The following is a 12776-nucleotide window of genomic DNA, read 5'->3' on the forward strand; positions in this document are numbered from 1 at the left end:
CACTGTGATCTGCGCCCGGCTTGCAGCGACATTGTCGGCGCTGGGGCGGGTTCGCAGCCCAGTGCCGGCGGGGGCTTCCGGGAGCACCGTGATCTGTGCCCGGCTTGGAGCGACATTGTCGGCGCTGGGGCGTGCGGTGTGGGCCGGGCCAGCGCAGACGACGGCTCAACGCGGGGAGCTGGCAACGGGTGGGGCCGGAGCGGGTGACGGCCCAAGGCGCGTGGGCCGAGGCCGACGGCATGGGCGCGGCCTCGCTCGGGCGCGTGGGTCGAGCAGCGCAAGGCAAGCCGAACCCGCTTCCACGCAAGCGCCCGCCATCTCGTCTCAACGCCCGCCATCTCGTCTACAGCGTCCGCCATCTCGTCTCGACGACAATGTCGCTGCAAGCCGGGCACAAAGAGTGGTGCTACCTGGCAGAGGCTGGTGTGACAAATGGGGCGAGCAGCGCAAGGCAAGCCAAACCCGCTTCCACGCAAGCGACCGTCATCCCGTCTCAACGACAATGTCGCTGCAAGCCGGGCACAAAGAGTGGTGCTACCTGGCAGAGGCTGGTGTGACAAATATGACCCCAAGCACAAGCCCCAACAAACTCCCTCGTGCGCAACGCTTTCCGAAGACTCCAACCCTGAACGCGCCTTGACGAAGACTGTGAATGTCCCCCCGATCTAGTTAAAACCGCAGGTATACGGCGTGAAGCGCCCCCCGCCGTGGGTAACCTGGCCGCAGATCGCCGGTCGACGACGACCGGGATGTACGCGCCGGTTTCCAGCGCTTTTCCCAGGACGCACACCCCTCGCCAAGCCACTGCGAGAACTCTGTAAAACCGCGGAAACCTGGAACGTGCCGTGCCGAAACATCGTTGCCGCAGGATTTGCCCATACCGCAGCGCGCCACCGGGAAAGGACGTCAACCCCATGCAGTCCGACAGGGACGCCGTGCGCACAATGTGCGCGTACTGCGGTGTCGGCTGCGGCATGGTGTTGCAGATCACAACGGATCCCGAAAGCGGTCGCCGTCACATCGCGAAATCGATTGGGCAGAGCGACCATCCGGCCAACTTCGGCCGCCTGTGCACCAAAGGTGCTACCACGGCAGACTTTCTGAACGCCCCGGGCCGCGCAGTCCAAGCCTATTTCCGGACCGAACGCGGTCAGCCCCTCGAACCGGTCGATGTCGACGACGCGATCACCAATTCCGCCAAGCGATTACGTGCCATCATCGATGAGCACAGACCGGATGCCGTCGCGGTCTACGTCTCCGGACAGATGTCCCTGGAAGCCCAGTACCTCGCCAACAAGCTGACCAAGGGCTTCTTCGGCACCAACCAGATCGAATCGAACTCGCGACTCTGCATGGCCGGCGCCAGCTCTGGATACAAACTCTCCCTGGGCGCCGACGGACCTCCCGGCTCCTACCAGGACTTCGAACAGGCCGACGTCTTCTTCGTCATCGGCGCCAACATGGCCGACTGCCACCCAATCCTGTTCCTGCGCATGATGGAACGGGTCAAGGCCGGCGCGAAACTGATCGTCGTCGACCCGCGGCGCACCGCTACCGCCGCCAAAGCCGACCTGTTCATGCAGATCGCTCCCGGCACGGACTTAGCACTCCTCAACGGATTACTGCACCTGATCGTCGAAAACGGACACACCGATCCCGAATTCATCGCTGAATTCACTTCCGGCTGGGAGGAGATGCCGAGTTTCCTCGAGCAGTTCACCCCGGAGCGAGTCAGCGAAATCACCGGCATCCCAGCCGAAGACATCCGCACCGCGGCGCGCTGGATCGGCACCGCCGAAAATTGGATCACCGCCTGGACGATGGGTCTCAACCAAAGCACCCACGGCACCTGGAACACCAACGCGATCTGCAACCTCCACCTAGCCACCGGCGCCATCTGCAAACCAGGCAGCGGCCCCTTCTCCCTCACCGGGCAGCCCAACGCCATGGGCGGCCGCGAAATGGGTTACATGGGACCGGGTCTGCCGGGTCAGCGCTCAGTCACCAGCGCCGAAGACCGCGAGTTCGTCGAGGACCAGTGGGCCATCCCGCGCGGATCGCTACGCACCGACGTCAGCGACGGCGTGATAGACATGTTCTCCCGCATGGCCGAGGGCGAGATCAAGGCCTGCTGGATCATCTGCAGCAATCCCGTTGCCACCGTTGCCAATCGCAAGACAGTGCTGGCTGGGCTGGAGAAGGCCGAACTGGTGATCACCCAGGACGCCTACCTGGAGACCGAGACCAACGAGTACGCCGACGTGTTGTTGCCGGCCGCGTTGTGGACGGAATCCGATGGCGTGATGGTCAACTCAGAACGCAATCTCACCCTGTCGCAGGCAGCAGTCGCAGCGCCCGGTCAAGCCTTACCGGACTGGCAGATCATTGCCCGGATGGCCTGCGCCATGGGATATTCCGACTCATTCAGCTACGCCTCCGCCGAGGAGGTGTTCGAGGAGATCAAGCGGTTCTGGAACCCCCAAACCGGTTACGACCTTCGTGGCATCAGCTACGGGCGACTCCGCCAAACCCCGGTGCAGTGGCCGTGCCCGCCCGGGGCACCCGACCGCAATCCGATCCGCTATCTCAATGACGGCCGACTCGTTCGCGACGACGGCCAGATCCCGCGGCTCGCCTTCCCGACTCCGGACGGTCGGGCGGTGTTCTACGCGCGGCCGCACCTGCTGCCGGAAGAGATGCCGGACGCCGATTACCCGTTCCTGCTCAACACCGGCCGGCTGCCACATCAATGGCACACGATGACCAAGACCGGCAAGGTCGCCAAACTCAACAAGCTGAACCCTGGCCCGTTCGTCGAGATTCACCCCGAAGATGCCGCCCGCCTGCAGGTTTGCGAGGGCGACCGAGTGGAGATCGCCTCGCGGCGCGGGCGCGCCGTGCTGCCCGCCGTGGTCACGGATCGGGTGCGGCCCGGCGACTGCTTCGCCCCATTCCACTGGAATGACGTGTTCGGTGAATACCTTTCAATCAACGCCGTCACCAGCGACGCCGTCGACCCGGTGTCCCGTCAACCCGAATACAAGGCCTGCGCGGTCACCCTGACAAAGGTCACCACGGCCGAACGAACCGACCCCGGCGACACAACCCACCAGGCCCCCGAGGTCAGTCTGGCCCAGATCGACGCCATTGCCGAGTTCCTCGGTGTCGCCGCCGAACCAATCCCCGAAATTGACGCCGACGGCCGCGCCTACCTGGCCGGCCTTTTGGCCGGCCTGCGGTTCGAGGCCGGGCGGCCAATGACCGGGCAGCCCACCGTGCCGCTCAACGCTCCGTTTGACACCCGCACCCGGCTCTGGCTGGACGGCGTGCTGGCGGGGATGCTGTCTCGCACGCCGGCGCCCGCCGAGAGCCGCCCGTCCGACAAGACACCGATCGTGGTGCTGTGGGCGTCCCAGACCGGCAACGCCGAGGAACTCGCCACCGACATCGCCGCACGCCTCCAGGACACCGGCCTGACCGCCACGCTGCACGGCATGGACGATTTCCCGGTCACCGCACTCAGAGACACCCGTGACCTGCTGCTGATCACCAGCACCACCGGCGACGGCGACCCGCCGGACAACGGCGCCGCACTGTGGCGGGCGCTGACCGCCAATGAGGCGCCGAAATTGCCCGACACCCGCTACGCGGTGCTCGCCCTCGGCGACTCGAACTACAACGACTTCTGCGCCCACGGACGCAAGCTGGACGCCCGGCTACAAGAACTCGGTGCGACCCGCATCACCGCGCGCGTCGACTGTGAACCTGATTACGACGAGGCCGCCGCCGGGTGGCTGGACGGCGTCCTGCGCGCGCTGACGCAGCAAACTCCGATGGCACCGCAGCGGATCTGTGCGCCGAAGAAATATTCCAAGAAACGCCCCCTGGTCACCGACGTCATCCGCAATACCACGCTCAGCCGCCCGCGGTCGGCCAAGGACGTCCGGCAGCTCGTGTTCGATGTCCCCGCGGACACGGTCACCTACCAGGCCGGCGACGCGCTCGGAGTGTGGCCGCACAACAACGAGGAGTTCGTCGCGGAATGGCTGGCCGTCACCGGCTTGGACGGCCACACCGAAGTCGAGGTCGCCGACCACGGCTCAATGTCGTTGCGCGCCGCGCTAACTGACCGTTTCGAGATTGCCCACCTGTCCCCCGACCTGCTGCAGTTCGTCCGCGAACGCACCGTCGACGCGGACGCTGCCAGGCAACTTACCGAGTTGATGCGACCGGAAAACAAAGCGGCGCTTGCGGATTGGGCGTGGGGTCGGCAGTCGGTCGACCTACTGGTACAGGCGCCGGTGGCCGCGTCGGTGGACGAGTGGCTGACCGTGCTCAAGCCGTTGCAGCCGCGGCTCTACTCGATCTCGTCCAGCCCCAAGGAGCACCCGGGCGAGATCCACCTGACCGTCTCGCCGGTGCGCTACAACTTCCGCGGCGTCGCCCGCCGCGGAGTGTGCTCCACCTACCTCGCGGACCGCAACCCGAGCGACCAAATCGCGGTCTATGTAAGGACTTCGAAGAATTTCCGGCCGCCCAGCGATCCGCGGACCCCGATGATCATGGTCGGTCCGGGCACCGGCATCGCCCCGTTCCGCGGCTTCCTGCAGGAACGACGCGCCCTCGGCCACACCGGTCCCAACTGGCTGTTCTTCGGCGAGCAGCACGCCGCGACCGACTTCTACTACCGCGACGAGATCCAGGCCATGCACAACGACGGCCTGCTCACCGAACTGGACCTGGCGTTCTCCCGGGACCAGCAAGAGAAGGTGTATGTCCAGCACCTGATGCGCAAGCGCGGTGCCGAACTCTGGCGCTGGCTGCAAGACGGCGCGCAGCTTTATGTGTGCGGCACCGCGGACCCGATGGCCAAGGATGTCGACCAAGCGATCTGCGACATCGCGGCCGAACACGGCAAACTCGACGCCGACGCGGCGCGGGCCTTCGTGCAGTCCCTGGGCGCCGACAAGCGCTACCACCGCGACGTGTATTAACGATAGCTTCTGGGTAAATCCGTAATTTGACGGAAACGTCAGGCACCAGTCGCTGAAACATTGGAGTCGCACCATTCACCCAAGAGATCTGCGGGCTCTAGGGAGGGTCGTACACGTGGCTCGGGACTTAGAGGGTTCCAACGGAACCGTGATCAACACCGCCTGTCCCCTGCACTGCCGCTCGAAGAACGGCACTGACCAGGTCGATTGGGCGGGATTGCCGGTCAACCTCGACCTGGCGTTCTCGCAGAATCAGCGCGACAAGGTGATGGCTCAGTTCCAGATGCTGCGGCGCGGGACATTGTTGCGTCGCCGCGCCCGTGACGTCGCCCAGGCGTGCGCCTGCGAAGAAGCGGATCGGTCCGTCTCCACCAGCTAGGTATCGGGCGCTACCGTGACCTGACATCCCCGGTCACGGACGGAGTTGGCGATGAGCGATGCCTGCGTGCCACGGTTCCCGGCGGCACTGTCCACGCCCAGTCTCAATCGCGGGGTGGGCTTCACCCACGAACAACGGCGGCAACTCGGGCTGACGGGCAGGCTGCCCGCCGCGGTGCTCACCCTCGAACAGCAGGCCGACCGGGTGTGGCATCAGCTGCAGAGCATGGCCACCGATCTGGGCCGCAACCTGCTGCTCGAGCAGCTGCACTACCGGCACGAACTGCTCTACTTCAAAGTGCTGACCGACCATCTGCCCGAACTGATGCCGGTCGTGTACACCCCTACCGTCGGCGAGGCCATCCAGCGGTTCTCCGACGAATACCGCGGGCAGCGCGGCCTGTTTCTGAGCATCGATGCGCCCGACGAGATCGCCGAGGCCTTCGAGACGCTGGGGCAGGGTCCCGACGACATCGACCTGATCGTGTGCACCGACGCCGAAGCGATCCTGGGCATCGGCGACTGGGGTGTCGGTGGCATTCAGATCACGGTCGGCAAGTTGGCGCTCTACACCGCCGGGGGCGGCATCGACCCGCGGCGCTGCATCTCGGTCTCGCTGGACGTCGGGACCGACAACGAGCAGCTGCTGCAGGACCCGTTCTACCTGGGAAACCGGCACCCGCGGCGCCGCGGCCCGGAGTACGACGAGTTCGTCCGGGCGTACATCGAGACGGCGCATCGGCTGTTCCCGCACGCGATTTTGCATTTCGAAGACTTCGGACCGACCAACGCGCGCAAGATCCTGCAGACCTACGGCGAGGACTACCTGGTGTTCAACGATGACATGCAGGGCACCGGCGCGGTGGTCCTGGGCGCGGTCTATGGCGGTGCCAAGGCCAGCGGTGTCCCACTGCGCGAGCAGCGGATCGTCGTGTTCGGCGCGGGCACCGCCGGGCTCGGGGTCGCCGACCAGATCCGCGACGCGATGGTCGCCGACGGCACCACGGTCGAGCAGGCCACCGCCCAGATCTGGCCGATCGACCGGCAGGGACTGTTGTTCGACGACATGGACGACCTGCGCGACTTCCAGGTCCCGTACGCCAAGAACCGCAAAAGCCTCGGGGTGTCCGCCGGCCAGCATGTCGGGCTACTCGAGGCGATCGAGCTGGCGTCTCCCACCGTGCTGCTCGGCTGCTCGGCGGTACCGGGCGCCTTCACCCGTGAGGTGGTCGAGGCGACGACGGCACGTTGTGCGCGGCCGATGATCTTCCCGCTGTCCAACCCGACGTCGCGCATGGAGGCGATACCGGGCGACCTGATTCAGTGGTCCAAGGGCGCGGCGCTGGTGGCGACGGGCAGCCCGGTCGCTCCCGTCGAGTACGACGGCACCACCTACACCGTAGGTCAGGCCAACAATGTGCTGGTGTTCCCCGGGATCGGCCTGGGCATCATCGTCGCCGGCGCCCGCCGGCTCACCCACTCGATGCTGCTGGCTTCGGCGAAAGCGGTTGCCGAACAGGCGAATCCCGTAGCACGCGGTGATTCGCTACTGCCCGACGTGCAGAATCTGCGTGACATTTCGGTGACGGTCGCCGAGTCGGTCTATCACGCCGCGGTCGGCGACGGGGTCGCGACGAAAACCCATGACGACGTCAGGCAGGCCATCCTCGACTCGATGTGGGCCCCGAGGTACGACTAACGAGCCGGCTGCCCGTACAGGGCGACCACGACGGTGCGGTCCAAGCTGTTCACCGACCACACCCCCATCGTCGTATTCGCGCAGTCGCGCATGATCGCAAGGTAGTCGGGGTTGTCGTACCACTGGTTGAACAGCTCGACGCTGCTGATCGCGATGGCGGGGTTGATCGCGACGGTCTCGGCGACCTTGCCCCGGAAGCCCGCGGCGCTGGCCCGATCCTGCGGTGTCGATCCGTCAGAGCCGATGTCGTCGCTGATGTTCCGGTTGCCGAGCATGTCGTCGGCGTGCCATTGCGCGGCAAGCGTGAGCGCATTGTTGCTGATGACGTCGTTGGTGCAGCCGGCCCGGTGCTGGGTGGTGTAGACACCGGAGATGACGGCGTCATTGAGGCGCTTGTTGTCGGCGTGCGCTGTAGGCATAGCCAACGCTGCTGCTGCCGTGAGGACCACAGCGGCAGGCAGCAGGCGCGTCACACCGGGTCGAAATGCGAGACCAGCCATCGGCCATCGACTTTCTCCAGGACCACCCGCACCACCGGCTGGGTATCGGTGGGCGTGCCGCCGTCCCCGATCGTGACGGTTTGGTTGACGAACAGCAGGACCACCGCATGGCTCGCGGACGCCGAAACCGACGCGGCGGCATTGACTTTCGCTATCGCGGAGATGCGCTTCTCCTTGGCGCCGGGGATGACGACCTTACGGGTCAGCTCGGTGTAGGAGTCCTTGAACTCGCCGGTCAGCCGATCACGCGCGGCGCCAAGATCTTTCTCCGCCGAGTCGGGGCTGTATGACAACAGCGCGACCGCGTCTTCGCTGGCGACCCGCATCGATTCGGTACGGGCCGACGCGGCCTCGGTCCCGGAAACCGCCACCCACTTGAAGTATCCCGCGGTCAGCGCCAGCAGCAGCGCCAGCGCGGGCAGCGCACCAAAGGCGAACACCCGCGACCAGTTGATCTGCTTCCTGGGTCGCTCGACTTCGTCGTCTTCGTAATCCGCTACGGTGTCTTCGATTTCAGCGGTTTCGGTGTCGACGATCTCGTCGTCATGAACCATGGTGTCTTCTGTTTCGCTGAGTACGGTCATGGCACAAACACCACGTTGGACATCCTGGCGTCATCCCCGACCGACGTCACCTCGATCCGCATCCGCCATTCCCGCGGCGCCTCTTCGCCACCCGCGGTGCGCGACTTCACCGCCACCGCGACCAGCACCTGCGCCGAGTTGCCGTGCTCGGATTCCAGTCCGGCATCCACAACGGTGCCTTCGGATTTCGACTGTGCGGCCTTGACCAGTTCCATGAACGGCTTGGACCGGTGCTCGAAGTCGTCGCGGAATGCGCCGGTGGCGAGGTCCAGGATCCGCTGCACGTCGGCCTCGATCTCGGTGTGGTCGATGGTGGTGAGATTCACCGCGCCCTGCCGGGCCACCTGGACGAACAAGTTGCGCTTGACCTGCGCCTGGTGCTGTTGGTAGGCGCCCCATCCCAGCCAGCCGGTCAGGCCGGTCAGTGCCGCAACGACGAGTCCGGCTGCTATCAAGGCCTTCCGGTCGCCCGAAAGCCGCCGCCGGGGCACTTCATCGGCAACGTCCTCAACGTCGGGGGCATCGATATCGGCATCCTCGTTTGCTTCCGAGATCGCTTCGGTGTCCTCGACGACTTCGTCGACCGGGGCTTCCGGCTGTTCGGACATATTGTTCCTCCGATACTTACGGTGTCGGCACCAGCAGTGACTGCCAGTTCTTGGCACGCGGGTGCGCCAGGTCGTACTCGGTGTAACGGTGCCCGTCCGGTCCGACGTAATCGCCGCTGGCCGGGTCATAGGTGGCCACCGCGACCGGCGGGGGCGGTGGCGCGGTGCCGCGCGGCGGTGGCAGTCGCGGGTCCTGCCCAGGCGGATACTGCGGCACCCCTTGGCCGGTGGTCGTGGCGTTCGGGTCGCCCTTCCAGTTGTAGCCCTCGTTGAGCGGCACGTACTCTTCGTCGCTCTCACACATCTCCACCGTCGGCGCCCGCTTCCATGGCTTGGTCTCGCACGGAATGTTCCTTGCGCCACGCACATTGAGCTCGGAGTCCTGCGGCAACCGGCAATACAGTTCGGCCGCGGGCCGGTCCGGAGCGTCCACGCTGGCCGGCGAGCGTCGCTGGGTCGGCGGGAGGAAGCCGGTGGTGCAGGGCGGCGGCAGATTCATGTTCAGATTGAAATCCAGGTAGAAGCCGGTGTAGTCCTGCTTGGTGTTGGCGTTCGGCACGAGCGACCCCGCCATGACGGCGATGCCGTGCGGCAGCAACACCAGAATCTGCTCGATGTCGTGGCGATAGACGAACGCGATGTCGCCCAGGCTCACCAGGTTCGCCATCAGCGTGGGCACCGCGGGCGCCACCCGGTCGAACATGGCACGGCCCTCTTCCAGCCCGGAACTGCCCTGCGTCAACAAGTCCCGCAGCGCCGCGTCCTGGGCCTGGAATTGGGCCATGATGGCGGCGGTCCGGTGTGCCCACGTCGCGATGGCGTCCGAGGTCTGGACCTGGGAGTGCAGCACCGGTGGCGACTGGTCGATCAGGGCGGTGAGCGCGTCGATGGTGCGGCCGCCCGCAATCGCCAACGCCGCCGATCCGTCGACGATCCGGGACAATTCGGGTCCGAGTCCACCGACCGCCCGATTCGCCTCATCCATCACCGTGCGCAGGTTCTCTCGCGGAATCGCCTGCAGCGCACGGTTCGTCATGTCCAGTAGCCGACCGATGTCGACCGGCACATCGACCCGGCCGGCGGGAATGACGTCACCGTCACGCAGCGGGCGGCCGTGCGCCTCTTCTGTTTTCGGGGTCAGCTCGATGAATTGCTCGCCGATTGCCGAGCGGCTGTGCACGGATGCCTGAACGTCGGAGGGCACCTTGACCCCCGAGCGCATGGCCAGCACCGCACGCACCCCCGTCGCGGTGACGTTGACCGACTTCACCTGGCCCACATCGGTGCCGCGATAGGTGACGACTGAGTTCTCGTACAACCCGCCGGACTGCGCCAGATCGACGGTGACGTTGTACTGGCCGATGCCGAACAGTGTCTCGGGGAGTCTCATGTAGTTGAACGCCATTGCGCCACAGGACACCACGGTGACCACCGAGAGGATCGCCAACTGGATCCAGGTTTTGCGGCTCAGGCGCAGCATCAGTACCCCTCGAAGTGGTAGGGGTAGGTCAGCGGATTGCCGGCGGTGGCGGGGCTGGGCTGCATGCCGATGGTGCGGCCCCATTGCAGTTCGAGTTGGGTGAGATTGCCCTCCCAACGCGAGCCGGTGAAAATCCCGGTGTCGATGCGGCTCAACGTCAGATCGACGATCATCGTGAGGTTGGCGTAGTCACCCCGGAACCAGTTGGTCACCGTCGATGTCGGCCAGGGATAGGTGGCCAACCCGTCCAGTCCCTTGGTCAGTGACGGGCCGGCGTCGGCCAGCCTGCGCAGCACCGGCGCGATCTGGCGCAGGTTGTTGACCAGAGATTCCCTACTCTGGCGGACCGTATCGGCGGCGATCGCGCTGAACTTGCCGAGCTGATCGATCGCGTCGGCGATCTCGGTGCGTTCCTTGGCCAGCACGGCCAGCGCTTTGGGCACGGTCAGCAACGCCTGGTCGACGACCCGGTCCTTGGCGGCGAACTGACCGGCCAACGAGTTCAGATTCTCTGCGGCAGAGATGATGTCGTCGGTCTGGTCGTTCGTGCCTGCGATGAACTCGTCGAGCTGGTGCAGCAGACTGCGCATGTCGTTCTCACGTCCGGCGAACGCCTTGGCGACGGACTGAGTGATCTCCTGCAGCTGAGCCAGCCCGCCGCCGTTGAGCAGCACCGACACCGAGGCCAGCGTCTGTTCGGTGGTCGGGTACATGCTCGCGTGCGCCAGCGGGATGACCGACCCGCTCTTGAGCTGCCCCACCGGCGGCTCGTTCTTGGGCGGGGCGAGTTCGATGTGCATGGAGCCGAGCAGACTGGTCTGCCCGATCTTGGCGGTCGCATTGGCCGGCAGGTGGACATCACCGTTGATCCGCATGGTGACGAGCGCGTGCCAGTCCTGGACTTCGATCTTGGTGACGTTGCCGATGTTGACGTCGTCCACCCGGACCCGGGTGTTCTCCTGGATGTTCACCACGTCGGGCAGCTGCGCCTGGATCGTGTACGAGCCGGGTCCCCCGCCGGAGGTGCCGGGCAGGGTCAGCGAGTTCAGGCCGTGCCAGTCACATCCCGCCAGCACCGCGATGCAGCAAGCGCTGAGCGTTGCGATGATGACGCGCTTCATGATCCGGCCCCTTGCGGAACCATCAGGCCCTGCAGCCCCAGGCTCGGATCCGAGACAGTCGGCGCCGGTGCCGGCTGCTGCTGCTCGGCGGGCAACGCCTCCGGTGGTGGGGGTGCCTCGGGCGGTGTGTGACCGGGCCGGAGCCGGTCTTCGCTGTAGGTGATTTCACCGGGGCGGGCCTGCGGCCCGACGAACGGGTTTATGCCGGCCGGAATGTAGTTGTAAATACGGTTTTTGATGATCGGCTCGACGTACTGCAGGCACAGTTTCGAGACCCGGTCCAGGCCGCGTCGCGAGGCCGCCTCGATGGAACTGCAGATCCACTGGGGTATGTCGGCGAAGTTGTTGAGCGCGATGATGCCAGTCATCGCGCCCTGCGCCGGCTGATAGATGTTCACAAAGTTCTGGAACACCGTCGGCACCACGTGCAGGATCTGTTTGATATCGGCGCGGCTGTCGTTGAGCGCGGTGGTGATCGAGTTGAACCGGTCAAACGTGACGCCGATGGATTCCCGGTTCTCGGCGAGGAATCCGCGTAGATCGGCCAGTGCCCCGTCCAGGCTTTGCACCGCGTTGGCGACCTCGTTGGGGGTGTTGGAGAGCACCGTTGTCACGCTGGCCAGGTTCTGGTTGAACGACGCCAGCAGGTCGCTGCTGGAGGACAGCGCCGAGACCAGCAGCTGCAAGTTGCGCACCGTGCTGAAGATGTCGTCGGCGTGGTCACCGAGTGCTGAGATCGCTTGGGACAGTTTGATGATTGTGTCGCGGGCGGTGTCACCCTCACCCCGCAGGTTGTCCGCGGTGGAGTTGACGAACTCGCCCAGCGAGTTCACCCCGCCCGGACCGGTGGGTTGCAGCGACTCGGTCAGTTTCTCCAGCTGCCGACGGAAGTCGTCCCATTCGATCGGAACCGCGGTGCGGCTGAGCGGGATCGACGCGCCAGCAGCAAGTTTCGGGCCACTGGAGTAGGCGGGGACAAGTTGGATTGCTCGCGAGGTCACCAGCGACGGCGACAGGATCACCGCCCGGGCGTCGGCCGGGATCGGGTATTGCTTATCGACGGAGAAGGTCACTTTGGTGCTGGTCGGCTGCGGCTCGATCTTGTCGATCGTCCCGACCCCGACCCCGAGGATGCGAACCTCGTCGCCCGCGAAAAGGCCGTTCGCGTGGGGGAAGTACGCGGAATAGGTGTTCTTATCGACCTCTTTCCACAACTTTTTCCCGACGATGAAAGAAGCACCGAGCAGCGTCACCACCAGACTGACCGCGGCCACGGTCCGGAGGACGCTCCGGTTGATGTTCACGGCGCCCCCGTTCCGCCGGCCGGCGCCGGCTCCGGGGGCGGCCCGGGCGCGGGTCCGGGTGAGGGCGGCTGGGACCACAGCGGCACCGGCGCGTCTTCGGGCGGGACG

At 65.7% G+C, this 12776-nt stretch carries 9 protein-coding genes; 3 read left to right on the forward strand and 6 right to left on the reverse strand.

The window, feature by feature from the left end:
- The first annotated feature begins 914 nt into the window (after nucleotides 1–914).
- The 3 genes from A5645_RS06905 (at nucleotide 915) to A5645_RS06915 (ending at nucleotide 7071) form a co-directional block, all read left to right on the forward strand.
- Nucleotides 915–4994, forward strand: a complete 4080-nt coding sequence (locus tag A5645_RS06905; RefSeq protein ID WP_065129002.1) for a bifunctional nitrate reductase/sulfite reductase flavoprotein subunit alpha — start codon at nucleotides 915–917, stop codon at nucleotides 4992–4994.
- A 115-nt stretch (nucleotides 4995–5109) separates the two neighbouring features.
- Nucleotides 5110–5373: a hypothetical protein gene (locus A5645_RS06910; RefSeq protein ID WP_231123286.1), complete on the forward strand. Its 264-nt coding sequence runs from the start codon at nucleotides 5110–5112 to the stop codon at nucleotides 5371–5373.
- A gap of 51 nt (nucleotides 5374–5424) precedes the next feature.
- Complete coding sequence (locus tag A5645_RS06915) at nucleotides 5425–7071, forward strand: NAD-dependent malic enzyme (RefSeq protein WP_065129003.1); 1647 nt, start codon at nucleotides 5425–5427, stop codon at nucleotides 7069–7071.
- On the opposite strand, the gene A5645_RS06920 is transcribed toward A5645_RS06915, so the two are convergent.
- The 6 genes from A5645_RS06920 to A5645_RS06945 are packed head-to-tail and all read right to left on the reverse strand — an operon-like array spanning nucleotide 7068 to nucleotide 12668.
- A complete protein-coding gene (locus A5645_RS06920; protein ID WP_065037596.1) occupies nucleotides 7068–7571 on the reverse strand; it encodes a CAP domain-containing protein in 504 nt (167 codons plus the stop codon). The genes A5645_RS06915 and A5645_RS06920 overlap by 4 nt on opposite strands.
- Nucleotides 7541–8155 (reverse strand): Rv1363c family protein, encoded by a 615-nt coding sequence (locus A5645_RS06925; RefSeq protein ID WP_065129004.1) that lies wholly within the window; start codon nucleotides 8153–8155, stop codon nucleotides 7541–7543. Before A5645_RS06925 ends, A5645_RS06920 begins: the two co-directional genes overlap by 31 nt.
- A complete protein-coding gene (locus A5645_RS06930) occupies nucleotides 8152–8763 on the reverse strand; it encodes an Rv1363c family protein (protein WP_065129005.1) in 612 nt (203 codons plus the stop codon). Before A5645_RS06930 ends, A5645_RS06925 begins: the two co-directional genes overlap by 4 nt.
- 16 nt (nucleotides 8764–8779) lie before the next feature.
- Nucleotides 8780–10243 (reverse strand): MCE family protein, encoded by a 1464-nt coding sequence (locus A5645_RS06935; protein WP_065129006.1) that lies wholly within the window; start codon nucleotides 10241–10243, stop codon nucleotides 8780–8782.
- Nucleotides 10243–11364 carry an MCE family protein gene (locus A5645_RS06940; protein ID WP_065129007.1) on the reverse strand — a complete coding sequence of 374 codons (1122 nt, stop codon included), beginning with the start codon at nucleotides 11362–11364 and terminating at the stop codon, nucleotides 10243–10245. Before A5645_RS06940 ends, A5645_RS06935 begins: the two co-directional genes overlap by 1 nt.
- Complete coding sequence (locus tag A5645_RS06945; protein WP_065129008.1) at nucleotides 11361–12668, reverse strand: MCE family protein; 1308 nt, start codon at nucleotides 12666–12668, stop codon at nucleotides 11361–11363. Before A5645_RS06945 ends, A5645_RS06940 begins: the two co-directional genes overlap by 4 nt.
- Between the last annotated feature and the right edge of the window lie 108 nt (nucleotides 12669–12776).

Origin of the sequence: Mycobacterium asiaticum (genome assembly GCF_001673635.1) — a bacterium.
GTDB lineage: Bacteria > Actinomycetota > Actinomycetes > Mycobacteriales > Mycobacteriaceae > Mycobacterium > Mycobacterium asiaticum_C.

What these genes read in the sequence shown, in the direction of transcription:
- A5645_RS06905 (WP_065129002.1), top strand. Translation starts at nt 915, where the DNA reads ATGCAGTCCGACAGGGACGCCGTGCGCACAATGTGCGCGTACTGCGGT.
- A5645_RS06915 (WP_065129003.1), top strand. Translation starts at nt 5,425, where the DNA reads ATGAGCGATGCCTGCGTGCCACGGTTCCCGGCGGCACTGTCCACGCCC.
- A5645_RS06920 (WP_065037596.1), bottom strand. Translation starts at nt 7,571, where the DNA reads ATGGCTGGTCTCGCATTTCGACCCGGTGTGACGCGCCTGCTGCCTGCC.
- A5645_RS06925 (WP_065129004.1), bottom strand. Translation starts at nt 8,155, where the DNA reads ATGACCGTACTCAGCGAAACAGAAGACACCATGGTTCATGACGACGAG.
- A5645_RS06930 (WP_065129005.1), bottom strand. Translation starts at nt 8,763, where the DNA reads ATGTCCGAACAGCCGGAAGCCCCGGTCGACGAAGTCGTCGAGGACACC.
- A5645_RS06935 (WP_065129006.1), bottom strand. Translation starts at nt 10,243, where the DNA reads ATGCTGCGCCTGAGCCGCAAAACCTGGATCCAGTTGGCGATCCTCTCG.
- A5645_RS06940 (WP_065129007.1), bottom strand. Translation starts at nt 11,364, where the DNA reads ATGAAGCGCGTCATCATCGCAACGCTCAGCGCTTGCTGCATCGCGGTG.